Raw genomic sequence first — 25356 nt, forward strand, 5'->3', positions numbered from 1 at the left:
TGCCAACGGTTGCGGTGCCGCTGGTGAGGGTTGGGGTAAAGGAGATGGCGGCTGTTGAGGCGTTGCTGAGGGAGACCTGAACAACAGCGAAGGGAGAAGCCTCACTGACGGTGACACTGCCAATGGAGATGGCTGGGGTGTCGTTGTCGGCGGTGCCTGCAGTTGGAGTGGCTGAGTTGTTGTTGGCGAGGAAGACGTTGGTAGAAGAGCCGTCGTCCTTGATGGTGATGGTGCCAGTGACGCCCGAGGCATTGGTGACGCCGCCTGTGACGGCGCCGGTGTTGACGTTGAGAGCTTCTAGTGCAGCTGAGGTGCTTTCAAAGACGGAATCCTGCGTGATGGATGTGCGCAGGAGAACGGAGGTAGCACCGGCGGCAATGGTGACGCCGCCTGCAGCGGAGAGCCAAGTGGTGCCGTTGAAGTATTCGAGGGTGGAGCCTGTATCGGTGCCAACGGTTGCGGTGCCGCTGGTGAGGGTTGGGGTAAAGGAGATGGCGGCTGTTGAGGCGTTGCTGAGGGAGACCTGAACAACAGCGAAGGGAGAAGCCTCACTGACGGTGACACTGCCAATGGAAATCGTTGGCGTGACGACAGCAGTAACGCCAGGCCCAACTTGAGCCCAAGTTGATGTGTCTGCTGAGTTGGTATTGTCAAACCCAAAGCCACTAATGTCTGAGACGGACTTCCAGTCGTGAATAAACCATTCAGGCGCAGAAATCGATGTAGACTGGACTCCGGTTGCGCGAAATGCTGCTTTTGCTGTATCTCCTGTTAGGCCTAGGAATGCGCGATCGAGGGCTACGTCGATAGTGTTGCCATTGATGCGATACCATATAATTCGTTGACCTGATGTGCCTCCGTCGAAAGAAAGCTGTTCGTAGCCATCTCCCCTACTGCCAGTGCTAAGATTGGACGCTGTTAAGGAATCGCCGCCAACGTTATTATTTGCGTCTTTGTAAATCTTGAATTGACCGATGTCTACCGTATTGGTCCAAGCGCTTTGCGTAAGGCTCTGATCTGTCGGCTGAAGTGCGATTAAGTAATCTGGCCTAGCATCTGAATCGCCCGTCGTGGGTATATTGAGCTCAAAATACCAATTGCCAGGCTTAATGAGGCCGGCTACGGTAGTGCGGAAGTAAAAATAGTTGGCATCATAGCCCGCCGATGAAGAGGTAATATCAAAATTGACCGCACTCCCGTTTCCGGACTGCTGGAAATCAAGGTTTTCGTATAGGTCCGTGTTCCAGTTCTGCTCGAATGCGGCATCCGTGCCAGCGTAGGTATATGTTTGTTTCCCGTAGGCAGGGTTTTGAGAGCTTGTTCCGTTTGCCGTAGAGCGATAGTCGACTACTGTGGCTGTAAAATTAACCGTATTGCTTGGCGCGGCGGTTGCAGCTTCTGCGGTGATGGCCTGTCCGTCAATGCTGAGTTCCACGGCGTCGTTGTCGCCGAGGATGCGTTCCATCTCTGCAACGCTCAGCTCCTGGCCCAGGGCGGCGGCGGCAAAGGCTTCGCCCTCATCGCCGGTGGTGTCGGTGCTGCCGTTGAGCTGGTTGTCGATCCAGTGGCCCGCTTCCTCCAGAATCAAGCGGGTGAGCTCCTCAGGGCTGAATTGCTCCACCGAGGCTTCGTTGAGATAGATCACCGGCTGGCCGTCGGGCCCGGCGGCCGCGTAGGCGCCGTAGGCCCCGAGCAGATCGCTGGCGGCGCGCAGTTCCAGATCCACGCTCAGCGCGCCGCTGAGCAGGCCGCTGATGAACTGCTCCGCTCCTGCCAGCCATTCGGCTGAAGGTTCGTTGCTGCCGCCGTTGAACAGCGCAAACAGGGTGGTGGCCGCATCGTCGCCCTGAAGCAGCTCGCGGATCAGGCGTTCGGCTCCGGCCAGGGCGCTGAGCAGCGCAAGCGAGCATTCGCTGCTGCTGCTGCTGCTGCTGCTGCTGCTGCTGCTGGTGCCGGTGAGGTCGAACAGGGAGAGCTTGGTGTCCATGAAGGGAACCGTTTGGGTGCAGGCCTGCAGGGTGCCCCTCGCGCCGAACGGCGAAGGCCAACCTTTTGCCATGATTTTGGCGGTAAAAATGATATTTAGCCGGTGGACAATTCAATAGCTGGAAGAATGAAATACTTCGGTAAGCGTATTACTTTCGGTAAGCGCATTGTTTTCCAATGTCTCGTTGGGCCCCTTGGCGCGTTCGAGGTGTTCGCAAGCCTTCTGCAGGCGCCCGCGCCCACATCGCCGCGCCTGCCCACAGGGCAGCGAGGTCGCGAGGTCGCGAGGGCCTCCCATTCGCCGCGCTTCGTGGGGGCCCTTTAATACTGTTTTCTTACGCCTACGCCCCATCTCGCCGAGTGCTGCCTTCTGTTCTCGAGAGGCCCCTGTTGTTGGGCACGTCTTGGGCCGCCACGGTGGACGGCTCCGAATCGTTGGCTGCGCTGCTGGGTCAGACCTATGAGATCCTCGATCTCGAGCCCTTTGCACCTCGGTTGCACAGACTCCGGCCGACCCAGCTTCAGGTGGCCTCTGCCGCTCTCGGTGAGGTGAGCCTCACCAGCGTGCTGGGCGATCCGATCACGCTGGAAGTGGACCCACTGCAGCCCCTGTGCTTGTTGGCGCTGCCTTCTGCCGGTTGGGGGCAATACCGGATCGATGGCGATCAGCTGGATAACAGCGTGGGGCAGACGGTTGCATTCCTCCCACCCCGCGGCTGGCGGCTGGTCAACGACGTGTCCGCCGGCACCGCACTTCAGTTTCGCCAGGCGGCCTTGATCAGCCGGATCGTGGCAATCACCGGTGATGGGCTGGGCGTGGCCGCCCTGGGATCCCTACTCTCCATTCCCTTCACGGTGAACACGGGCGAACCGCGCAATCACTACAACTACCGTCATCTGTTGGGAGCCCTGACCCTGGTGGATGGCAGCTTCCGGCTGGGACACGGCCACCCAGACCCCATGCTCTGCCTGGACGATCTGATCCTGCGCTGCATTGCCTTGCTTCTCCATCCCACCCTGGCGGAGCTTGATGCCCTCCGTGAGGGCAGCGGTGAGGAGCTCAAGTTGCGCCGCAGGGTTCACGAGCTGATGGATTGGATGCGTTGCCATCTGCACAGACCTATTTCGCTCAGTGAGATCGAGCGGCAAGGGCAATACGGGCGCCGCGCGATCCAGAAGGGCTTCAAGGCTGAGGTGGGTTGCGGCCCAATGCAATGGCTACGCCGTCAGCGACTAGATCTGGCCCGGCAGCGATTGCTTTCTGGCGAGCCTGGGCTCACCGTCACCCAGGTTGCCCAGGCCTGCGGCTACATCAACTTGGCCAGCTTCAGCCGTGATTTCCGTGAGCGTTTCGGCGTCGGTGCGCGCGAGGCGTTGGTGGAGGGCCGCAGCCGCCATGTCAACGGCTGAGGCGTCCATAGGCGTTATCAGCTGTTGCCTCGGGTCTCGATGCTCTGTCGCGCGGGCTGCGTTGGCGTTGATTCTGCCCCTGGGGCTGGTGGATGTTGCGCGAGCTGATCCGCGGATCACGCTGTATCTCGGTGGCGACATCCTCACCATGGAGGGCCCCACGCCGCGCTACGCGGAGGCTTTGCTGGAGCGCGATGGCTGGATCCTCTATGTGGGTCGCCAGGATCAGGCTCGAGCCAAAGCTGGCGAGGGCGCGCAGCTGGTGGATCTCAAGGGCGGCACCTTGCTGCCTGGCCTGATCGACGCCCACGGCCACTTCATCCTGGCCAGCCACACCCTGCTCAACGCCAACCTGGCCGGAGTCCGCAGCATTCCCGAGCTGATCCAGCGCCTGCAGGCCCATGCCGGATCGGTGCCCAGCGGCGAGTGGATCGAGGGGATGGGCTATCGGGTGGAGCAACTGGCCGAACGCCGGCATCCCACGGCGGCTGAACTCGATCAGGTGAGCGCCACTCGGCCGGTGTTTGTGCAAGACGGCTCCGGCCACGAAGGCGCGATCAACAGCGCCTTGCAGCGCCGCATGGGCTGGCCTGCTGCCGCGCCTGCCGGCGAGGAGTGGGTGTTTAGCGTTCTGCAGGCGCGGCCACCCCGTTCGCTGCAGCGGGTGCGTGAGGGTGTGCGCCGGGCGGTCGCCCTGTGGACCGCGAACGGCCAGACCACCGCTTCAGAGCTGGGCTTTGGCCTGAGTGGCCAGGATCTGGCTGTGGTGGAGCAGATCAAGGCTGAGCAACTGCTGCCGATCGATGTGGTGCTCTACGCCAAGCACGATCGGCGTGACCAGGTGCGCGAGCGCTTGGGTCGAGCCGGCCGCTACGACCGCCGCGTGCGCTGGGCCGGGGTGAAGGTTTGGCTCGATGGCAACACCAGTGCCATGGCCAGCGCGTCTGGCCTGGATGTGCCGGCGCTTACGGCTCTGTTGCTCGAGCTGCGCCGCGATCCCCGCTGGGCCGGTGCGCGGCAACTCGGCGCCCATGCCGTGGGCGCGCAGGCGGCTGAAACCCTGCTGCAGGCGATGGAGCGGGCAACAGCCAGTGCCGGCGCCTCCGACCACCGCACGGTGCTCCATCACGGTGTGGTGCTGCGCCCCGATCAGGTTCAACGGGCGCGGCAGCTGGGGATGGGGGTGAGCTTCACAGCAGCCGGGCTGTATCCCATGGGTGATGCGCTGGCCCAGGCGCTGGGACCGGAGCGCCAGGCCTGGCTCGGCCCGATTGGCTCGGTGCAGCGCGCCGGGATTCCGTTCTCGCTGCACCACGACGCGCCGGCGGGCGTCAGCCCCAGCCTGATGGATGCGCTCTGGAGTGCCGTGACCCGCACCACCCGCTCCGGCGCCGTGTTGCAGCTGCAGGAGCGCATTGCGCCCTATGCCGGTCTGCAGGCGCTCACCAGCCAGGCGGCGTATCAGCTGTTTGAGGAACAGCGCAAGGGCAGCCTGGCGGTGGGCAAGGTGGCGGATCTGGTGGTGCTCGATGCCAATCCGCTGAAGGTGGATCCCATGGCCATCCGCCGCATCCAGGTGCTGGCCACGATCAAGCAGGGGCACTGGGTGTATCGCAGCCCGCAGTGGGGTGGGTCAGCGGCTGGCCAGCGTGAGCCCGTAGCCCACCAGGATGCAGCTGCTGTTCCAGAGGCCGGTGCCCAGGGTCGACCAGCCGAGAAAAGCCGGTAGGGGCATCAGTTCGATGCCGGCCGGTAGCGACACATTGGTGCGCAACACCGGAATCAATCGCCCCCAGCACACCACCTGCCAACCGTGGCGTTGGAACCACTGCCTGGAGGTGTGCAACCGCTCCGGCGTGATGCCAAGCAAGCCACCGCGCCGGCGGGCGTAGCGCTCCAGGCGCTCTTCGTTCACCAGGCGCCCAAGGGAATACCAGATCAGGCAGCCCACCAGGCTGCCGGCGATGGAGCAGAGGATGGCGGCGGGAAGGCTGATCACACCCTGAGCGCTCAGGTGCCCCGCTAGGGGGAGAATCACCAGGGATGGCACCACCTGCACCAGGTTTTCCACGGTCATCGCCAGGGTGAGACCAACCAGCCCTCCAGTTCGAGCCCAGCCGACCACGTTGTCCTGGAGGGCTCCAAGCATTCCGTTCGGCTCAGGCGGGGTAGCGCGCTTCGCGGATGCGCCTGGCCCAGCCCAGGCGGCGCAGCAGCTTGATGTGCTGCCAGGTGATGTCGAACTCAAACCAGCGCAGCCCGTGCCGCGCCGAGTGGGGGAAGGCGTGGTGGTTGTTGTGCCAGCCCTCGCCGAAGCTCAAGATCGCCACCCACCAGCAATTGCGGGAGAGGTCGGGGCTGTCGAAGTTGCGGTAGCCGCAGAAGTGGGTGGCCGAATTCACCAGCCAGGTGACGTGATACACGATCACCAGCCGCAGGGGGATGGCCCAGAGCACCAGGCCCAGGCCGCCGCCGTGGACGCCCGCCAGCTCGCCAGTCCAATAGAGGGCAGCACCGAGGGGCAGCTGCAGCAGCAGGAACCAGCGGTCGAGCCAGCGGTAGAAGGGGTCGCGCCGCAGGTCGCCGGTCAGCCGCTGCACGTGTTGCAGGGCCGGAATCTCATGCAGCATCCAGGCGCTGTGGGCCCACCACAGGCCCCGGGCCGCATCGTGGTGGTCGTTCGGCTGGTCGGAATACTTGTGGTGGTGCCGGTGCAGGCCCACCCACTCAATCGGACCGCTCTGGCAGGCCAGGGCCCCCATCAGCACCAAGATGCGCTCCACCCAGCGGGGAGCGGTGAAGCTGCGGTGGGTCACCAAGCGGTGCAGGCCCAGGGTGACGCCCAGCACGGTGACCCAATAGAGCACCGCCAGCACCACCACGGCCTGCCAACTCCAGAACTGGGGCAGCAGGGCAAACACCGCGCCCACGTGCATCGCCAGCATGAAGCCGGTGGTGCCGGATTTGAATTTGCGTTGGCGGGCGGGCAGGGGGCTCCGCGGCTCGGTGAGCGAAGCCCGGATGCGGCGATCCTCCTGACTGTTGGGCGTTTCGGTGCGGGGCGGATCGGTAGTCAGAACCAATGCAATCTCCGGGTGGGGCGTGCCCGGTGACGCCTTGGCAATGGCGCATGGGGACAGCGCTGGAAATCTAGACGTGCACCGCCCGGCAACATGGGTCCTGGCCGTGGAGCACTGCGATGTCGGAACCCGCTGGGGAGCTGCAACGGGACGCGGCGGCCCGGGTTGCCGCGGCGGTGGCCGCCACTGCTGCCGCGGCGGCCCATCACACCAGCGCGGTGCAGCCCCGGCTGCGGCGGGTGCTCGAGGCCATGGCGGCGGAGCACGTGGGCGTGCAGCATTTCGCCTCGGTGAGTGGCTACGGCCACGGCGACCAGGGCCGGGAGGTGCTGGATCGGGTGTTTGCCCGGGTGTTGCAAGCCGAGGCGGCCGCGGTGCGGCTGCAGTTTGTGAGTGGCACCCACGCGATTGCGGCGGCGTTGTTTGGGGTGTTGCGCCCTGGGGATCGCCTGCTGGCCCTCACCGGCCGCCCCTACGACACCCTGGAGGAGGTGATCGGCATCCGCGGCAGCGGCCAGGGATCCCTGGCGGAGTTCGGCATCGTCTACGACGAACTGCCCTTGGCGCCTGACGGCGCTGTGGACCACGACGGCCTCGCGACGGCCCTGGCTTTGCCCACCCGCATGGTGCTGATCCAGCGCAGCTGCGGTTACAGCTGGCGGCCATCCCTTTCGGTGGAGGAGATCGGGGTGCTCTGTGGCCGGGTGAAGGCCCTGCAGCCGGATTGCCTGGTGTTCGTGGACAACTGCTACGGCGAGCTGGTGGACGAGCGGGAGCCCACAGCTGTTGGGGCTGACCTCATGGCCGGTTCCCTGATCAAAAACCTGGGGGGCACCATTGCCCCCACCGGCGGCTACGTGGCGGGCCGATCCGAGCTGGTGGAGCAGGCCTGCTGCCGGCTCACCGCTCCGGGGATCGGCGCCGAGGGGGGCACCAGCTTTGACCTCAATCGCCTGCTGTTTCAGGGGTTGTTCCTGGCCCCCCAGATGGTGGCGGAGGCCCTGATCTGCAGTGAGCTGGTGGCTCAGGTGTTCAGCGATCTCGGCTATGCCGTGCATCCCCGGCCCGGGGCGGCCCGCAGCGATGTGATCCAGGCCGTGCGGCTCGGCGATCCGGAACGGCTCAAGATCGTGTGTCGGGCCTTTCAGGCGGCGTCGCCGGTGGGCTCGTACCTCGACCCGGTGCCGGCGCCCATGCCCGGTTACGCCAGCGCCCTGGTGATGGCTGGCGGCACCTTCATCGATGGCAGCACCAGTGAGTTCTCCGCCGATGCGCCGTTGCGGGAGCCCTATGTGCTCTTTGCCCAGGGCGGCACCCACCGGGCCCATGCCCAGATCGCCCTGGAACGGGCGCTTGTGGCGCTGGCCACTGCCGGCCTGGATCGGACAGACTGACGCGACTTTCCGACCTGCGATGGCGCTCTCCTTCCCTGGCGATTGCCGCTACGCCGACAGCCATGAATACGTCCGGCCCGAGGGGGAGCGGCTGCGGCTGGGTCTGAGTGCCTTCGCCATCGACCAACTCGGCGACATCGTGTTCGTCGAGCTTCCCGAGGTGGGCGCCACCCTCACCCAAGGGGCCAGTTTCGGCAGCGTGGAGTCGGTGAAGGCGGTGGAGGATCTGCTGGCGCCGGTCACCGGCGTGGTGCTGGCCCGCAATGAGGCGGTGCTCTCCAGCCCGGAGGAGTTGCAGAACGATCCCTACGGCGAAGGCTGGTTGCTCCTCCTCCAGCCCACGGACCCGAGCCAGCTCGAGGGGTTGATGGACGCCGCCGTCTACGGCGCCAAGGTGCAGGGCGCCTGATGGGGATTCCGGTTTCCCCTCCCCTGTCGTTTGTGGGGCGGCACATCGGTCCGAGCGCCGACGACCAGCAGCGGATGTTGCAGGAGTTGGGTGTGGCCAGCCTCGAGGCCCTGGCCGCTGAGGTTGTGCCCGCCGATCTGCTGCTCGATGCGGCGACGGCGACGGCTGGGTTGCCCGAACCCTGCAGCGAGGCCGAGGCCCTGGCGGAACTGGCGCAGATCGCCGCCGGCAATCAGCTGCGGCGCAGCCTGATCGGCCAGGGGTATTACGGCACCGCCACGCCGGCGGTGATTCAGCGCCATGTCTTTGAAAATCCCGCCTGGTACACCGCCTACACCCCGTACCAGGCCGAGATCGCCCAGGGGCGCCTGGAGGCCCTGCTCAATTTCCAGACCCTGATCAGCGAGCTCACCGGTCTGCCGATCGCCAACGCCTCCTTGCTCGATGAGGCCACCGCCGCTGCCGAGGCCATGGCCCTGGCTCTGGCCGTCTGCAAGCGCAAAGACGCCCAGCGGTTTCTGGTGGACCGGGCCGTGTTCCCCCAGACCCTGGCGGTGCTGCACACCCGGGCCGAGCCCCTGGGCATCACGCTGGAGCTGGTGGAGGCCGAGACCCTGGCCGCTGCCGCCCTGCCCGACGACGCCTTCGGCCTGCTGATCCAGCTGCCGGGCCGCAGCGGTCGGCTGTGGGACCCCAGCACCCTCCTGGCGTCGGCCCGGGCTGCCGGGCTCGTGACGGCCGTGGCGATCGATCCGCTGGCCCAGGTGTTGCTGGCCCCCGTGGCGGAGCTGGGGGCTGACATCGCCGTTGGCAGCGCCCAGCGCTTCGGGGTGCCGATGGGCTTCGGCGGGCCCCATGCGGCTTTCTTCGCCACGGTGGAGGCCTACAAGCGCCAGATCCCCGGCCGCCTGGTGGGCTCCTCTGTGGATGCGGAGGGCAGGCCAGCCCTGCGGCTCGCCCTGCAGACCCGCGAGCAGCACATCCGCCGCGACAAGGCCACCAGCAACATCTGCACGGCCCAGGTGTTGCTGGCGGTGATGGCCGGCTTCTATGCCGTGCACCACGGCCCCGATGGCCTCGACGCCATCGCCCGGCGCCTGGTGGCCCTCCGTGCCGGCCTGGCCGAGGCCCTCACCGCTCTGGAGCTGGCCCCTGAGCCCGGCCCCGGCTTCGACACCCTCAGGGTGCTGACCCCGCGGGCCGCGGCCCTGGTGGAGCGGGCCGAGGCGGCCGGCTTCAACCTCCACGGCGACGAGAGCGGCTTCGGCATCAGCCTCGATGAGCTCTCCACTCCCGAGGAGCTGGGCCAGCTGCTGACGGCCCTGGCCGACGATCCCACCGCGGCGGCGGCCGCCGTTGGGCGTCTCACCGCTGCCGTCCAAGGGCGCGCCGGTGGCGACGATCCCCTGGTGGATTTGCCGCTGCGCCAGCAGCCCTGGCTCAGCCAGGCGGTGTTTCACCGCTACCGCAGCGAAACGGAGCTGTTGCGCTACATCCAGCATCTGGCCTCCCAGGACCTCTCCCTGGTGCACGGCATGATCCCGCTGGGCAGCTGCACGATGAAGCTCAATGCGGCTGCCGAGCTGGCGCCCGTGAGTTGGCCCAGCTTCGGCCAGCTGCACCCGTTTGCCCCCGCCCATCAGAGCCGCGGTTACCAGCGCCTGGCCAGCGATCTGGAGCGCTGGCTGGCGGCGATCACGGGTTTTGCCGGGGTGTCCCTCCAGCCCAATGCGGGGTCCCAGGGCGAATACGCCGGGCTGCTGGCGATCCGCGCCTGGCACCACAGCCGAGGCGAGGCCCACCGCAGGGTGTGCCTGATCCCCACCAGCGCCCATGGCACCAACCCGGCCACGGCCGTGATGGTGGGGCTGCAGGTGGTGGCGGTGGCCTGCGACGACCAGGGCAACATCGATCTGGTCGACCTGGAGGCCAAGGCCCGCGCCCATGCCGACACGCTGGCGGCCCTGATGGTCACCTACCCCTCCACCCACGGCGTGTTTGAGCCAGCCATCCGCCGCATCTGCGAGCTGGTGCATGGCTGCGGCGGCCAGGTGTATCTCGATGGCGCCAACCTCAACGCCCAGGTGGGGCTGTGCAAACCGGGGCTCTACGGCGCTGATGTGTGCCACCTCAACCTGCACAAGACCTTCTGCATTCCCCACGGCGGCGGTGGTCCCGGGGTGGGGCCGATCGCGGTGGCGGCCCATCTGGTGCCCTTCCTGCCCGGCTCCGGCGCGGGTGAGGCCACGCCGGTGGGCCCGGTGGCCGCCGCACCCCTGGGCAGCGCCTCGATCCTGCCGATCAGCTGGATGTACATCCGCATGATGGGGGGCGCGGGGCTGCGGCAGGCCAGCCAGGTGGCCCTGCTGTCCGCCAATCTCCTGGCCGAACGGCTTGAGCCCCATTTCCCGGTGCTGTATCGGGGTGGCGGCGATGGCGGTGGGGGGCGGGTGGCCCACGAGTGCATCCTCGATCTGCGGCCGCTCAAACGCTCCTGCGGCCTGGAGGTGGATGATCTGGCCAAGCGCCTGATGGACTACGGCTTCCATGCCCCCACCGTCAGCTGGCCCGTGGCGGGCACGGTGATGGTGGAGCCCACCGAGAGTGAATCCCTGGCCGAGCTTGACCGCTTCTGCGCCGCCATGGTGGCGATCCGTGCGGAGGCCGCCGCGATTGAAGCGGGAACGGCCGATCCAGCCAACAACCCCCTCAAGCGGGCTCCCCACACCCTGGCCGCGGTGACCGATGACCAGTGGGACCGGCCCTACACCCGCCAGCAGGCTGCATTCCCTGCGGGAGACACTCAGCGCAGCCGCAAGTTCTGGCCTGCGGTGGCCCGCATTGACAATGCCTATGGCGATCGCAATTTGGTGTGCACCTGCCCGAGCGTGCTGGAGCTGGCGATTCCCCAATAGGCAGTCCCACAACAGGCAATCCCACAACAGGCAATGGCTGAACTGGCCTAGGGGTTGCCGTTGGGGCGTGTTTTTCACGCCGCCATGGCGCACACTGTGACAATCGCGAAATCACAGCATTTCTTTGTGGTCAGCGCTTGGGTTTGCCTGCACAATCCAACGCATCCAGGCCAATTCGTCCAATTCGGCGCTTTTTGCGCCACCGCCATTCATTTCTCGGGACCATGAACGGCAACAACAACGGCTCTAACAACGGCAGCGGCGGCCAGATCCTGCGCGTGGAAGGCACGAACGTGCTGCGGGTTCCCTTCGGCGTGCGTCGCGCCCGCCGGGCCCGGCCCCAGCGCCCGGACCATTGGGCCACCTTGGTGCTGCCCTTCCAGGCCCACAGCGACCCGACCCCGCCTCCCCAGGCGGCCTGATTCGGGCCTGGCGCTCAGGTCGCGCCGCCCAGGCGCCAGTCCACCAACGCTTTCACATCCGCCAGGGAGCTTGCTGGTGTGCGGAAGGGCAGCATCGGCATGGGGCTGCGCTCCGGTCGGACCAGCCAGGTGAGATCAGCCTGGGGAATCAGCACGAACCCCCGATACCGAACCGCTGCCCGCACCCCCCGGTGGTGGAGTCCTGAGGGGGCGATGGGGGCGGCGTGGCTGGACATGGATGGCTGAAGAGCTCCGACCATTGGAGCGAGTTGCCCGCGGCTTTGGGCATCTCTACCGATTCGTTTTCGGTTTGCCGTTACACCCCGAAAAAGATCAACTTGGTCTCAGGCTGGACCCTTGAAAACCCTTGCTGCAATTGGCTTTTCCGGAGGGGGAGGGTAGCGTGGAAAACCATTGCGAGGGTGTGCTGGGATACAGAAACTGAGACCTCGATGATCTAAGCGACCGCTAAGAGTTCAGGCTCGCGGTAGGGCACGAAGCTGGCCTTGCGGGCTCCGCAGATGGGGCAGCGCCAGTCGTCGGGGATGGCCTCAAAGGGGGTGCCCGGGGCGATGCCGGAATCCGGGTCGCCTGCCGTGGGGTCGTAGATCATCGAGCACAGCTTGCAGATCCACTTGCCAGCCACCGGTTGGGCGGCTTCGCCGGCCACGCCCTTGCCGTGCAGGGCGTCCAGGGCGATGCCGTAGCGCTCGGCGTGGTGCTGCTCGATCGGGGTCAGCAGGCCGAAGTTCTTCGCGGCCGTGCGGAAGATCCCGGCATGGTCCTTCGATTCGTCGATCTGCTCCTGGAACTCGGCTTCGGCGCCGGAGTCGCGGTCGGCGCGAGCCTGGGCGGCGAACTCCGGGTACATCGTCGTGTACTCGTAGGTTTCGCCCTCGATCGCCAGCTCCAGGCAGCGGCCCAGCAGGGCCTGCTTCTGGGCCTCGGAGAGGGTGGCCGGATCGTCAATCACCAGCTCGGGATGGAGCAGGCGGAAGTGGGCGAAGGCGTGTTCCGTTTCCTGGGCGGCCGTGTCGCGAAACAGCTTGGCCAGCTCCGGGTTGCCCACCTGCTTGGCCACCTCGGCGAAAAACAGGTATTTGCGGTTGGCCATGCTCTCTCCGCCGAAGGCGGCCTCGAGGTTGGCCTGGGTATGGGGCTTGGAGAGGTCCATGGGCGTGCTCGTGTCCATTGACCAAAGCCTAGCTTGTCCGTAGTCGGATCGACTATGAGTTGTATGGGCGAGGGCGGCGCGGGGCCCCCTGGGTGGGACGCCCGGATGGGACCCTGCCGGTCCTGGCGCCGCTCAGTAGTTGGCGCCGCTGCGCCGCTGATGCACCGCCGTGGTGGCGGTTCCGTCCAGCACGCCGCCGTGGCTCACCTGGGCATAGAGCAACCAGTGGTCGCCGCACTCCATGCGCTGCTGCACCGTGGCCTCAAGCCAGGCGAGGCCCTCCGGCAGGATCGGCTGCCCGCCTGGGGTGGCTGCCAGCTCCAGGCCGGCGAAGCGGTCGGCCCCCGGCGCGAACGGTTGGAGGAACTGCTTCATCGGTCCGGTCTCCCGTCCCGCGGCCAGCACGTTGAGGGTGAAGCGATCGCCGATGTGGAGCAGGGCTTCCACGGCCCGGTCCTTGGCCACCGCCACGGTGAACCCCGGCGGCGAGAAGCTGGCCTGGCTCACCCAGCTGGCCACCATGGCGCCGCTCAGGCGGCTGGGCCCTTCCCCTTTGCAGGTGGTGAGCACGCAGAGGGAGCCCACCACCCGGCCCAGGGCCTGGATGGCGGGGTTGCTGCGGCTTTCGCTGAGGCCGCCGCTGGCGCTGCGCCGTTGGGCCTTGCGCTGCTCGGCCAGCAGCTGGCGCCCCAGGCCGGTGCCGGTTTCCTCGATGGCCTTGAGGGTGGCCGCATCGGGGCTGAATTTCACCTTGATCGGCTCGAAGCCAAAGCGGAAGCCGCCATCGCGCAACTTGCTCTCCAGCAGGTCGAGGGCTTCGCCGCTCCAGCCAAAGCTGCCGAACACGCCCACCGGCTTGCTGCGGTCGCCTTCGGCCAGCACCGTGCCGAGGGCCGAGACGATCGGCGTGGGGGCATGGCCGCCGAGGGTGGGCGAGCCGATCAGGATCGCGTCGCAACTGCGGATCGCGGCCAGCAGTTGTTCGGGCGGAGTGAATTCACAGTTGATGCTCTCGACCCGCACGCCGGTGCGGCCCACCCCCTGGGCCAGGGCGTCGGCGATGGCGGCGGTGTTGCCATAGGCGCTGGCAAACAGCAGGGCCACCGAGAGCCGGGCCCGCTCCTGGCTCGCCCCCCAACGGTGGTAATCGTTGAGCAGGCTGCGCCAGCTCTCGCTGATCGCCGGGCCATGGCCGGGGGCGATGGTGCGGATGTCGAGCTCTTCGAGCCGCTCCACCACCGACTCCACCTGGCGCGCCATGGGCGCCATCAGGCAGTCGTAGAAGTAGCGGCGGTCTTCTTCGGTGCTGCTGCGGTTGGCCTCGGCGAAGTCCTCGCTGCACAGGTGGGCGGCGAAGAATTTGCCGCTCATCAGCAGGCCCGTGGTTTCTTCGAAGGCCATCAAGCCATCGGGCCAGCGTGGCGTGGGGGTTGGGATCAGCCGCAGCAGGTGGCCATCGGCCAGGGGGCTGCTGGTGTCCTGCTTCACCACCTCGATCGGCGGCAGGGGCGGGATCACGGCCTGGGGCCCCTCGCGGCCTGGGCTGTCGCCTGGTTTGGCAGGTTTCTGCATGCTCCAAAGCTCTTCCAGCAGGCGGGCGCCGGGGTTGGAGCTCAGCAGCAGCAGCTTTGGCCAGCGGCTCGCCAGTTGGTGGAGCAGGGCCACCCGGTTGGGGTTCACGTGGCCCACCACCACCTTGAGCGGGGCGTCGGCGGGCACCAGGCTGGCCAGCTCGGCCAGGAAGGGTTCGGCGAAGGAGGCGCCTGGCGGGTGAATCAGCAGCGGGACGGCCGTGAACAGGAAGCTGTTGGCCGTGGTGCCCCGCTCCAGGCCGTATTCCACCTCGAAGCGCAGCCGGGTGGGGCTAAGGCCCTTGAGGCAGATCAGGCCCGGTTCCAGGGGCAGCTGAATCACGCGCCGGCCGCTGGCCTGGTTGGTGGGGCTGGTCATCAGTAGTGGTTCCCCACTTTGCGGTGGTGCACGGCGGTGCTGGCCTCGGTGTCGGCCACGTTGCCCTGCTCCACTTCGGCGTAGATGATCCAGTGGTCGGGCCCCTCCAACCGCTGCATCACGCGGCAGCCCAGGAAGGCCAGGGCATCCCCCAGCACCGGGCCGCCGGCGGCGGCGCCTTCCAGCGTGGCGATTCCGGCAAAGCGGTCGGCGCCGGGGGGGAAGCGCTTGAGGAAGTGGCGTAGCAGGTCCTGGTGGTTGTCCTCCCGCAGGATGTTGAGCACGAAGCGATCCCCCACCTGCATCAGCGCCTCGATGGCCCGGTCTTTGGCCACGGCCACGGTGAGGCCGGGGGGATCGAAACTGGCCTGGCTCACCCAGCTGGCCACCATGGCCGAGCTGCGGCTGCCTTCGGGTGTGTCCTGGCGGGCTGTCACCACGTAAAGGCCGCCGGACAGGCGGCCCAGGGCCTTGTCGAGGTCGCCGTCGAGGGCCTTCATGGCGGCGATCGTCTTTTCTTTGGTGAGCAGCTGGCCGAGGTCGGTGCCGGCTTCTTCGCAGCGCTGATAGTCGCTCCCGTCCGGCACCTGGCGGATGCGCAGCGGTTCGAAGGCGGTCTTCTGGCCGAGGCCGCGCAGCTGGCTGGCGACGGTGTCAATCGGCTCATCGTCGCCGCCGAAGGCGTCGTAGCTGCCCACCCACTGCTTGGGCTTGAGGGCCGCCAGCAGGGTGCCGATCGAGGCCTGCAGCTCCGCATCGGGGCTGGCGGGCCAGGTGGGCACCACCACGGCGTTGGCCTCGCCGATCAGGGCGGAGAGCTCCTGGGCGTCGCTGGCCCGCAGATCCACCAGCTGCACCTGGGCGCCGGCCTTGCCGATGCCGCGGGCAATCGCCTGGCTGAGCCGGTCGCAGAAGCCGTATTGGCTCACGTAGCAAACGGCGGCGTAGGCCTCCCCACCGCTGCGATCGCTGCTCCAGTCGCGATAGTCCCCCAGCCAGAGCCCCAGGTGGTGGCGCAGCAGCGGACCATGGCCCACGGCCACGGTGGTGATGGGCGGCAGGGCATCCATGCGCTTCAACGCCTGCAGCACGCTGCGGGCGTTGGGGCCCATCAGGCAGTCGTAATAGAAGCGGAAATCGGGGGCGATGGCGCCGGGATCGGCGTCGAACAGCTCCTCGGAGCAGTAGTGCAGGCCGAAGGCATCGCAGGTGTAGAGGATGCCGGTGCCGTGGTCGAAGGAGAAGATCGTGTCCGGCCAGTGCAGGTTTGGCGCGCTGAGAAATTCGAAGCGGTGCTGCACGCCGCTGGCGGGGTTGGTGCCCAGATCCAGCTCCTCGCCACTCTTCACCGCCCGGCTCTTGAAGGGCCGGTGCACCTGGTTGTCCAGGAACTGGATCGCCACCTTGGAGCCCACGATCTCGATCTCGGGGTTGAGGTCGAGCAGGTGGCCGATCAGGCCGGAGTGGTCCGGTTCGGTGTGGCTCACGATCAGGTGATCGATCGCCTGGGGATCGATCTGCTCTTGGAGCAGCGGCAGCCAGGTGCTCTCGAACTTGAGGTGGCTGGTGTCGATCAGGGCGGTGCGCTCACCCCGCACCAGAAAGCTGTTGTAGGTGGTGCCGTTGCGCAGGCCGAATTCGATGTCGAAGCGGCTGCGATCCCAGTCGAGCGAGCGGATCGTGGTGGTGTCGGGCCCGATCGCGTCGCACTGCAGGCTGAGCCGGGGTTGGGCAGCGACGGCGCCGGCCATGGATCGATCCGCGAGTGGGGCGACTGTAGGAAGCCTCGCCCAAAAAAAGGCCCGGCACGGGGCCGGGCCTGGGGTTCTCGTCTCTCGTGTCCGCTCGGCCCTGATCAGTCCTCCACCCGCACCTGCACCGTGGTGGTGGTCTGGGCCTTGGGGGCGATGACGGTGAGCACGCCGTCGCGGTAGTGGGCTTCAAGGCCATCGCGCTGGATGCCGCCGGGGAAGCGGAAGCTGCGGCTCCAGGTGCCGTAGCGGATCTCGCCGATCAAGGGGGCCTGGGGGGGCGGCGCGCTGGGCTGGCGTTCCGCGCTGATCACCAGGGTGCGGTCGGTGGCCTTGACGTCGATCGTCGACTTGTCGACGCCGGGCAGATCGAGGGCAATGGTGTAGGCCTCAGGGCCGTCCTGCACGTCGGCGGCGGGCACCCGCTCTCCGCTGGGGGGATGGCTGTGGGGTTGGGCTGAACTCAGTTGCTGCTCGAGCTTCTGGAACAGATCGGACTCGAGCAGATCACTGCGGAGCAGATCGAAGGGGGATTGGCGCAGGGTGAGCATCGGAGGGTCTCCGGAACACAGCCAATGTGCTGCGGCCGGCTGGGCCCCAACAGGGTGCAGACCGCCCGTCCGGGTACGGCCCTCACGGTCCCGTTCGGTTGGCACCCCTGCTTGGTGCGGTCAACCGGCAGCGCTGCTTCAGGGCCGCGATCACCCGGGCGATGGCATCGGGATGGCCCTGCACGCTGAAGGCCTCCCGCTCCAGCTCCCGCTTGCCGTGGTGGTAGCGGGTGGTGAGGATGCCGCTGATCTCCTGCTCCACCACCGGGTTGAGCTGGACGCTCCAGCCCAGGGGGCGCAGCACGCCGGTGGGGCAGCTCTGGGCCGCGTGGATCGCCTCATGCAGAAACACCTGCCGGCCGATCCCCAGGTCGAAGGCCACCGGCGCGATCCAGAGGGTGCGGGTTTTGGCCTGAAACAGGCCGTAGGCACCGCGCACCGGCGGCGGGGCCAGCCGCACCTGAAACCCCCGCTGCTCCAGGGTGGTGACGACCGGGCGCAACGCGGCGGGCAGCTGGGGCGGCGGCGCTGGAATGGTGGCGATCACAGCCGGCCGGCCCTCACAACAGCCACCAGCGGCTGAAGCGGGCGGCCTGGCCGCAGGGCTGGCCTGCTTCGTCGCGCAGGGTCCAGAGCCGGGCCCCCTCGATCTGGAAGCGGCGGCCGCGGCTGTCGATGCGGATGCCCCGGTAGCCCTCGATCGCGTCCTGGGCCTGGGCCGTGATCAGCGCCTGGCGGCGGCTGGCCCGCTCGGCGGGTTCGGCCGTGAGTTTGGACGGCATCCCCACTAGGGCCGCCCAGGGCCGCTGCCACAGCCGCAGGGCGGCCCGGTTGGCGTAGATCAGCCGGGGGCCGGGATCGCCGTTGGGGTCGGCGCCGTCGTGGGCCAGCACCACGGCGTCGCTGGCGAAGAGCTCCTGGGCCAGCTGTTGGGGCGGGGCGTCGGCGGCCAGGCCGGCAATCAGGGGCCTGCCGAAGGCCCGCCGGTAGCTGCTGAGCAGGCCCGCTGCCGTGGCTTGGGCCGCTGGCGTCAGCCATTCAGTCGTCATTGGCGGCCGGACCCATGGCTTTGGCCATCGCCAGAGCCGCCATCTGCTGGCCCTGGGCCTTGAGGTGCTCGAGGAAGCGCTGGTTGGCTTCGGGGAAGCGGGGCTCTTCGGCCAGGGGCAGGGGCCCGGCGGCATCGAGGCCCGACTCGCCTTCGAGGGCCGGGGTGATCACCACCAGATCCGAATCGAGGGCCGCGCCGTAGCGCCACCAGCGGTTCGGGTCCTTGATGGCGGGATGCACCGGGTGCGGGGTGGCCTCGGCGGCTGGCTGCGAGCCCTTGTTGGCTGCAGCCTGTCTCGCCTGCCGTGCCAACGCCCGGCGCCGCCGTTTGGCCAGGTCGGCCAGCAGCTGGGCCCGGGTGCGGCCCCGCATCTGGAACAGCACGAAGGGGTCTTCGCTGAAGCGGTCGCCCATCAGGTAGAACACCGCGCTGACGTGCTTGCAGGGGTTGGCCTTGTCGGGGCAGCTGCACTCGCTGCGCACCTCCTGCAGCTTGAACGGAAACAGGCGCTTGCCGCTGGCGGCGAAGGCCCGCTCAATGTCCTGGGGCATCACCCCGGCCAGCAGCTGGGCCGACCAGCGGGCCTTCTGGGTGAGGGCATCGAGCACGTAGCCCCAGTCGTCGTCGTTGAGCACGTCGAGCCAGAGCTTCACCTTGTAGGGCTCCTCGCCCGTGCCCTGCACCCGGGCATGCACCCGCCGCCCCTCAAAGCGGATCGAGGTGACGTTGCCGGAGCGGGCGTACTCCCAGGCCCGTTCCAGCCGCTTTTTGTAGCGGTAGGAGTTGATCAGCTCCATCCACTGCTCCACCCACCAGGGCTGCTGGGCCAGGCCCTGCTCGCCCAGCTGGGTGGTGATGGCGCCGCTCGCGTAGGTGCTGGGGGTGAGGGTCATGGGATCAGGGCGCCGAGGCCGTGGCTGACGCGGGCGATGGGCTGGGGTGCCAGCGGGACCCTCCTGGATTCTGTACAGGCTGTACGGAATCGAGGACAGCTGCTGTCGGATGGGGTTGGGTGCTGCGTTCAGGGAACGGGGCCATCCCTCAATCCTCCTCGCTGAGGGTGACCAGATCCTTGAGCTGGCCCACGTCCAGGCCGCCCAGCCAGTCTTCGCCGGAGCCCACGATCTCCTCGGCCAGCTTCGACTTCTCCTGGATCATGCGGTCGATCTTTTCCTCCACCGAGCCGCTGGTGATGAACTTGTGCACCAGCACGCGGTTCTGCTGGCCGATCCGGTAGGCGCGGTCGGTGGCCTGGTTCTCCACGGCCGGGTTCCACCAGCGGTCGATGTGGAACACGTGGCTGGCCCGGGTGAGGTTCAGGCCTACGCCACCCGCTTTGAGCGACAGCAAAAACAGCTGGGGCCCCCGGGGGTCGTCCTGGAAGCGATCCACCATGGCCTGGCGCTCGGTTTTGCTGGTGCTGCCGTAGAGGAACGGCACCTCCTGGCGCCATTTGCGCTGCAGGTGGGCCTGGAGCAGCAGGCCCCATTCGGCGAACTGGGTGAACAGCAACGCCCGGTCGCCGGCTTCGATCACCTCCTCGAGGATCTCTTCGAGCCGCTGCAGCTTGGCGCTGCGGCTGCTGAAGGCGCCATTGCCGGCGGCCACCACCGTCTCGGCGTCTTCCTTGAGGGCCAGGGCCGGGTGGTTGCAGATCTGCTTGAGCTTGGTGAGCAGGGCCAGCACCTGGCCGTGCTTCTGGCCCAGGGGCGCCCGGGCGATGGCGTCGAGGCTCTCGTCGACGGTGCGGTTGTAGAGCTTCTTCTGCTCGGGGGCCAGGCCCACCCATTCGTGCAGTTCCACCTTCTCGGGCAGGTCGGAAATGATCGACTTGTCGGTTTTGAGGCGCCGCAGGATGAAGGGCCCCACCCGGGCCTTGAGATCGCGCAGGGAGGCCATGTCGCCGTAGCGCTCGATCGGTAGGCGGTAGCGCTGGCGGAAGAAGGGTTCGTCGCCCAGCACCTTGGGGTTGAGGAAGTCCATCAGCGCCCACAGCTCGCTGACGCGGTTTTCCACCGGCGTGCCGGTGAGGGCAATCCGGAAGCGGCTGCCGCCTTTGCTGTGGCGGCCGGGGCGGGCCAGGTCGCGGGCCGCCTGGCTCTGCTTGGCGCTGGGGTTTTTGATCGCCTGGGCCTCGTCGATCACCAGGCCCTGCCAGTCGATGCTTTCGAGCAGCTCGCTGTCCCGCTGCAGCAGGCCATAGCTGGTGAGCACCAGATCCACCCCCTTGAGCGCCTTTTTGAGGGCCTCGGGGCTGGAGGGCCGGCGCGGGCCGTAGTGCTCCCGCACCTGGAGCTCGGGCGTGAAGCCATGGGCCTCCCGCTTCCAGTTGGTGAGCACGGAGGTGGGTGCCACCAGCAGCACCGGCCGTTTGAGTTCCTCCTCGGCCTTGAGGTGCTGGAGGAAGGCCAGCAGCTGGATCGTCTTGCCCAGGCCCATGTCGTCGGCCAGGCAGGCCCCCTGGTCGAAGCGGTGCAGGAAGGCCAGCCAGCCCAGGCCCCGCTCCTGGTAGGGCCGCAGCTGGCCGGAAAAGCCCGGTGGGGCGGGCAGGGGGTCGGGCGCCTTCTGCTGGTGGTACTGCTCCAGCACCGCCTGCAGCCGCGGACCGGCATCGAAGCGGTGCACCGGCAGCCGGTGGAAGGTGTCGCCGTCGCTGGCGGTGAGCCGCAGGGCGTCGTCGAGGCTGAGGCCCGGATCGGCGCCGCAGAAGCGCTCGGCGTTGCGCAGGTCGGCTGGTCGCAGCTCGATCCAGGCCCCCTTGTGCTGCACCAGCGGGCTGCGCTTGGCCTGCAACCGCTCCAGGTCGCGCAGGGTGAGGGTGACCCCGCCGATCATGAATTCCCAGCTCCACTCGAGGCTTTCGCCCAAGGTGAAGCCGCGGGATTTCTGCGGCAGTTCGGCGGTGATCGACAGGCCCAACCGGGAGGCCAGGCCGCCGGAGAGACTGGGGGGCAGGATCACGCCCACCCCCACATCGCGCAGCTGGTGGGCGCCGGTGCGCACCAGCACAAAGGCTTCGGCCGGGGTGAGCTGCATGGTTTCCGGCGTGGCCGAATCCAGCCCCCGTTCGATCGGATCGAACACCGTCAGGGCCCGGCCCATTCCCTCCAGCAGCAGTTCGCTGGGTTGGGGAACGGCAATCTCTCCCATCTGCAGGCCCCGATCGCCGGCGGCCCACACCGCGGCGGCCGGCACCCGCAGGCTGGGGTCGGCTTCCGCCTGCAGCCCGAAGCGCAGCTCCCAGAGCTCCTCGCCCTCGGCGGGGGTGAACAGCTCCAGGCAGGTGCGGGCGGGTTCCACCTTGCCCGCCACGCCCTCGCGCCAGTGGTGGGTGGCGATGCTGAGGCGCTCCAGCTCCTCCTCGTCGAGGTTGAGGCTGCCGTCGCCCTTGCCCAGGGCCTTCTGCCAGGCCGTCAACAGGGGATCCAGACCTTCGGTGCTGGGGCTGAAGCCCGCCCGCAGCTGGCCCTCCAGCAGGGCCTCCAGCAGGCTCGCCACCCGCAGCCGGCCACTGCCGGGCCGGCGGCAGGCCAGGGAGGGATCGCCCATGGGGCCGGCGGCCAGGGCGCAGGTGGCCACCTGGGGCAGACCGGTGGCGAGGTCTTCGAGGCGGCGGCGGTCGTCTTCGCGGTTGAGCAGGGGCAGCCAGCGGGCCTTGCCCTCCTCGAGCTGGGGCAACCAGCGGCCCCGGGCGATCAGGCTCAGGGCCCACCGCTGCAGGTGGCTCCACCAGCGCAGTTCATCGGCCATCTCCGGGTGCTCGCCGGCCAGGGGCAGCTGGCTCAGCCACTCGCCCGCGTTGGCCGAATCGAGGGCCCAGCCCTCCACTTGCCAGGGCCACCACTCCAGCTGTTTGGGGATCGGTTCGCCGGCCTGCAGGGGCAGGCCACTCCAGCTGCTGGCGTTGGTGCGCCGCCCCTTGGCCGCCTGGCTGCGGCTGGGCAGGGTGAGGGTGGCGCGGGCTGGTCGCAGGGCCTCGGTCCAGAGGCCGTTGTCGTCGAGCCAGGTGGCCAGGTCGTCCTCGTTGAGGGCGAGGGGGTGTTCGGGGGCTTCCAGCCGGGGCACCGCCGGCGTGGCGACCCGCCAGGTGTCGGCCCACAGGAACAGGCGGCCACCCGAACCCTCGGGGGGAAACAGCCAGGTGGCGTGCAGCAGGCTCATGAACCCGGCCTCAAGGCCGTCGGACGGGGCGGAGGCCTGGGGCCAGGCGCTGCGCTGAATGCAGCACCAGGGCACTGCCGATCAGCGGCAGCCAGAGCGGCAGCCACCCGCGGATCAGCTCCATCATCACAGTTGGCGGGGCACCCGCCAGCTCCAGGGGGGCCCCGAGGCTGCGAATGCCACACACGGCCCCCACCAATCCCGCCTGCAGATGGCTGTCATCGGGGTCGACCCGCTGCAGGTGAAAGGCCAGCAGGCCATAGAAAAACCCGCATCCCGCCGAACGCAGGGCTGGCTCCAGACCGGTGGTGAGGCCGGAGCCCAGCACGGTCGCCAGCAGATCGGGCAGGCCGGCGACCACGCCGGCGGCCAGGGCCCAGCCGATCGACTGCAGCCGCAGTTGGGCGCGGGGCTCGCTTTCGGCCACAGACAAGGGGATCGGGCGCGGACCTTTGCTGGGCGATCATGCCTTGCTCAGGCCCGTTTCGCTCTCTCACCCATGGCTGCCGCCACCCCCCGCACCGGTCGTTCCTGGAGTGGTGCCGAGATCCGCGCGGCCTTCCTCGACTTCTACGAGCAGCGGGGCCACAAACCGATGGCCAGCGCTTCGCTGGTGCCGGACGATCCCACCGTGCTGCTCACGATCGCCGGCATGCTGCCGTTTAAGCCGGTGTTTCTTGGCCAGGCGCCGCCGCCGGCGCCTAGGGCCACCAGCTCCCAGAAGTGCATCCGCACCAACGACATCGAGAACGTGGGCCGCACGGCGCGGCATCACACGTTCTTCGAGATGCTCGGCAACTTCTCCTTCGGCGACTACTTCAAGGAGCAGGCGATCCAGTGGGCCTGGGAGTTGAGCACCGGCGTGTTCGGGCTCTCGCCGGCCAATCTCGTCGTGAGCGTCTTCCGCGAAGACGACGAGGCCGAGGCGATCTGGCGCGATGGGGTGGGCGTGAATCCCAAGCGCATCATCCGCATGGATGAGGCCGACAACTTCTGGGCCTCGGGCCCCACCGGCCCCTGCGGCCCCTGCTCGGAGATCTACTACGACTTCAAGCCCGAACTGGGCGATGACGGCATCGACCTCGAGGACGACTCCCGCTTCATCGAGTTCTACAACCTGGTGTTCATGCAGTACAACCGCGACGCGGAGGGCACCCTCACGCCGCTGGCCAACCGCAACATCGACACCGGCATGGGCCTCGAGCGCATGGCCCAGATCCTGCAGGCGGTGCCCAACAACTACGAAACCGACCTGATCTACCCGCTGATTGAAACCGCGGCGGGCCTGGCTGGCATCGACTACCGGACCCTCGACGACAAGGGCCAAACATCCCTCAAGGTGATCGGCGACCACTCCCGTGCCATCACCCAGCTGATCGGCGACGGCGTGACGGCCTCCAACCTCGGCCGCGGCTACATCCTGCGCCGCCTGCTGCGGCGCGTGGTGCGCCACGGACGGCTCCTCGGCATCGACAAGCCGTTCCTGACGGCGATGGGCGAGGCGTCGATCACCCTGATGCAGACCGCCTATCCCCAGCTGATCGAGCGGCGTGAGGTGATCCTGGCCGAACTCGCCCGGGAGGAGGCCCGCTTCCTGGAAACCCTGGAGCGGGGCGAGAAGCTGCTGGCGGATGTGCTCGCCGCCAAGCCGCAGCAGATCTCCGGTGAGCAGGCCTTCGAGCTCTACGACACCTACGGCTTCCCGCTGGAGCTCACCGAGGAGATCGCCGAGGAGCACGGGCTCACAGTCGATCTGGCCGGCTTCGAGGCGGCCATGGAGGCCCAGCGCCAGCGGGCCAAGGCCGCGGCGGTGAGCATCGACCTCACCCTGCAGGGGGCGATTGAGCAGATGGCGGCCGAGCTGGAGGCCACCGCCTTCAAGGGCTACGAGGCCCTGGAGCACCCCAGCTGCGTGCTGGCCCTGGTGGTGAACGGTGAACCGGCGGAGCGGGCCGTGGCTGGCGATGCCGTGCAGCTCGTGCTGGATTCCACGCCCTTCTATGGCGAAGGCGGCGGTCAGATCGGCGACCGTGGCGTGCTGAGCGGCACCGGCACCGGCGGCGAGGGGGTGATCGTGGCGATCGAGGCGGTGAGCCGCAATCGCAGCGTGTTTGTCCACACCGGTCGGGTGGAGCGCGGCAGCCTGGCCATCGGTGATCTCGTGAACGCCCAGGTGGATCGCGCCTGCCGCCGCCGCGCCCAGGCGAATCACACGGCCACCCACCTGCTGCAGGCAGCCCTCAAGCAGGTGGTGGATCCGGGTATCGGCCAGGCCGGTTCGCTGGTGGATTTCGATCGCCTCCGCTTCGACTTCCATTGCCCCCGGGCCGTGACGCCGGCCGAGCTGGAGCAGATCGAGGCCTTGATCAACGGCTGGATTGCCGACGCCCACACCCTCGAGGTGCAGGAGATGGCGATCGAGCAGGCCAAGGCCGCAGGTGCCGTGGCGATGTTCGGCGAGAAGTACGCCGACGTGGTGCGGGTGGTGGATGTGCCTGGCGTGTCGATGGAGCTCTGCGGCGGCACCCACGTGGCCAACACCGCCGAGATCGGCCTGTTCAAGATCATCAGCGAGAGCGGCGTGGCCGCCGGCATCCGCCGCATCGAGGCGGTGGCCGGGCCGGCGGTGCTGGCCTATCTCAATGAGCGCGAGGCGGTGGTGAAGCAGCTGGGCGAGCGCTTCAAGGCCCAGCCCGGCGAGATCGTGGAGCGGGTGTCCGCCCTGCAGGAGGAGCTCAAGGCCACCGGCAAGGCCCTGGCGGCGGCCCGCGAGGAGCTGGCCCTGGCCAAGTCGGCGGCGTTGGCGGGCCAGGCCCAGGCACTCGGGGAGTTCCAGCTCCTGGTGGCCCGCCTGGATGGCGTGGAGGGTGCGGGCTTGCAGAGCGCCGCCCAGGGCCTGGCGGATCAGCTCGGCGAGGGCGCCGCTGTGGTGCTGGGCGGTCTGCCTGATCCGGCCGACCTGGCCAAGGTGATCCTGGTGGCGGCCTTCGGCCAGGCGGTGATCGCGGCCGGCCCCAAGGCCGGAGCCTTCATCGGCAGCGTGGCCAAAGCCTGCGGCGGCGGCGGCGGCGGCCGGCCCAACCTGGCCCAGGCGGGCGGCCG

At 68.0% G+C, this 25356-nt stretch carries 19 protein-coding genes and 1 pseudogene; 7 read left to right on the forward strand and 13 right to left on the reverse strand.

Annotated features, from left to right (window positions below; all coding sequences use genetic code 11):
• Window positions 1–1987 (reverse strand): annotated as a pseudogene (locus KBY71_RS09780) (hypothetical protein); the annotation flags it as partial.
• A gap of 359 nt (window positions 1988–2346) precedes the next feature.
• Between KBY71_RS09780 and KBY71_RS09785 the strand changes: the two are divergent.
• Together KBY71_RS09785 and KBY71_RS09790 are read left to right on the forward strand one after the other, a co-directional pair.
• On the forward strand, window positions 2347–3396 hold the full coding sequence (locus KBY71_RS09785; protein ID WP_254928728.1) for a helix-turn-helix domain-containing protein: 1050 nt from the start codon (window positions 2347–2349) through the stop codon (window positions 3394–3396).
• Between the two features lie 61 nt (window positions 3397–3457).
• Window positions 3458–5125, forward strand: a complete 1668-nt coding sequence (locus tag KBY71_RS09790; RefSeq protein ID WP_254928729.1) for an amidohydrolase — start codon at window positions 3458–3460, stop codon at window positions 5123–5125.
• Here KBY71_RS09790 and KBY71_RS09795 read toward each other — a convergent pair.
• Together KBY71_RS09795 and KBY71_RS09800 are read right to left on the reverse strand one after the other, a co-directional pair.
• Window positions 5030–5545, reverse strand: coding sequence for a DedA family protein (locus KBY71_RS09795; RefSeq protein WP_254928730.1), 516 nt, complete (start codon window positions 5543–5545; stop codon window positions 5030–5032). The genes KBY71_RS09790 and KBY71_RS09795 overlap by 96 nt on opposite strands.
• A 10-nt stretch (window positions 5546–5555) precedes the next feature.
• Window positions 5556–6419, reverse strand: coding sequence for an acyl-CoA desaturase (locus KBY71_RS09800; RefSeq protein ID WP_396095244.1), 864 nt, complete (start codon window positions 6417–6419; stop codon window positions 5556–5558).
• A 176-nt stretch (window positions 6420–6595) separates the two neighbouring features.
• Between KBY71_RS09800 and KBY71_RS09805 the strand changes: the two genes are divergently transcribed.
• From KBY71_RS09805 to KBY71_RS09820, 4 genes are all read left to right on the forward strand, one after another.
• Window positions 6596–7870: a methionine gamma-lyase family protein gene (locus KBY71_RS09805; RefSeq protein ID WP_254928732.1), complete on the forward strand. Its 1275-nt coding sequence runs from the start codon at window positions 6596–6598 to the stop codon at window positions 7868–7870.
• A gap of 19 nt (window positions 7871–7889) precedes the next feature.
• On the forward strand, window positions 7890–8279 hold the full coding sequence (gene gcvH / locus KBY71_RS09810; RefSeq protein ID WP_254928733.1) for a glycine cleavage system protein GcvH: 390 nt from the start codon (window positions 7890–7892) through the stop codon (window positions 8277–8279).
• Complete coding sequence (gene gcvP, locus KBY71_RS09815; protein WP_254928734.1) at window positions 8279–11194, forward strand: aminomethyl-transferring glycine dehydrogenase; 2916 nt, start codon at window positions 8279–8281, stop codon at window positions 11192–11194. Before gcvH ends, gcvP begins: the two co-directional genes overlap by 1 nt.
• A gap of 224 nt (window positions 11195–11418) precedes the next feature.
• Entirely contained in the window at window positions 11419–11616 is a 198-nt protein-coding gene (locus tag KBY71_RS09820; protein WP_254928735.1) for a hypothetical protein, read from the forward strand.
• Window positions 11617–11630: 14 nt separating this feature from the next.
• On the opposite strand, the gene KBY71_RS09825 is transcribed toward KBY71_RS09820, so the two are convergent.
• From KBY71_RS09825 to KBY71_RS09875, 10 genes are all read right to left on the reverse strand, one after another.
• Entirely contained in the window at window positions 11631–11852 is a 222-nt protein-coding gene (locus KBY71_RS09825; RefSeq protein WP_254928736.1) for a hypothetical protein, read from the reverse strand.
• A 221-nt stretch (window positions 11853–12073) separates the two neighbouring features.
• Window positions 12074–12790, reverse strand: a complete 717-nt coding sequence (locus tag KBY71_RS15080) for a rubrerythrin family protein (protein ID WP_261354754.1) — start codon at window positions 12788–12790, stop codon at window positions 12074–12076.
• Window positions 12791–12922: 132 nt separating this feature from the next.
• The gene (locus tag KBY71_RS09840) at window positions 12923–14740 is read right to left on the reverse strand and encodes a diflavin flavoprotein (protein WP_254928737.1); all 1818 of its coding nucleotides are present in this window, start codon (window positions 14738–14740) and stop codon (window positions 12923–12925) included.
• Window positions 14740–16491, reverse strand: a complete 1752-nt coding sequence (locus KBY71_RS09845) for a diflavin flavoprotein (protein WP_254928738.1) — start codon at window positions 16489–16491, stop codon at window positions 14740–14742. The genes KBY71_RS09840 and KBY71_RS09845 overlap by 1 nt, the downstream gene beginning before the upstream one ends.
• A gap of 104 nt (window positions 16492–16595) precedes the next feature.
• On the reverse strand, window positions 16596–17042 hold the full coding sequence (locus tag KBY71_RS09850; RefSeq protein ID WP_254928739.1) for an Hsp20/alpha crystallin family protein: 447 nt from the start codon (window positions 17040–17042) through the stop codon (window positions 16596–16598).
• Window positions 17043–17124: 82 nt separating this feature from the next.
• Window positions 17125–17589, reverse strand: a complete 465-nt coding sequence (locus KBY71_RS09855; RefSeq protein ID WP_254928740.1) for a hypothetical protein — start codon at window positions 17587–17589, stop codon at window positions 17125–17127.
• 13 nt (window positions 17590–17602) lie between these two features.
• Window positions 17603–18091 carry an MEKHLA domain-containing protein gene (locus KBY71_RS09860; RefSeq protein WP_254928741.1) on the reverse strand — a complete coding sequence of 163 codons (489 nt, stop codon included), beginning with the start codon at window positions 18089–18091 and terminating at the stop codon, window positions 17603–17605.
• Window positions 18081–18986, reverse strand: a complete 906-nt coding sequence (locus tag KBY71_RS09865; protein ID WP_254928742.1) for an SWIM zinc finger family protein — start codon at window positions 18984–18986, stop codon at window positions 18081–18083. Before KBY71_RS09865 ends, KBY71_RS09860 begins: the two co-directional genes overlap by 11 nt.
• 148 nt (window positions 18987–19134) lie before the next feature.
• The gene (locus KBY71_RS09870; RefSeq protein ID WP_254928743.1) at window positions 19135–22254 is read right to left on the reverse strand and encodes a DEAD/DEAH box helicase; all 3120 of its coding nucleotides are present in this window, start codon (window positions 22252–22254) and stop codon (window positions 19135–19137) included.
• Between the two features lie 10 nt (window positions 22255–22264).
• Window positions 22265–22687, reverse strand: coding sequence for a hypothetical protein (locus KBY71_RS09875; protein ID WP_254928744.1), 423 nt, complete (start codon window positions 22685–22687; stop codon window positions 22265–22267).
• Window positions 22688–22753: 66 nt separating this feature from the next.
• Here KBY71_RS09875 and alaS point away from each other — a divergent pair.
• Window positions 22754–25356, forward strand: a 2603-nt coding sequence (gene alaS, locus KBY71_RS09880; protein WP_254928745.1) for an alanine--tRNA ligase, incomplete at its 3' end; no start/stop codon positions are given.

The sequence above is a fragment of the Cyanobium sp. T1B-Tous genome, from assembly GCF_024345475.1.
Taxonomy (GTDB): domain Bacteria; phylum Cyanobacteriota; class Cyanobacteriia; order PCC-6307; family Cyanobiaceae; genus Cyanobium_A.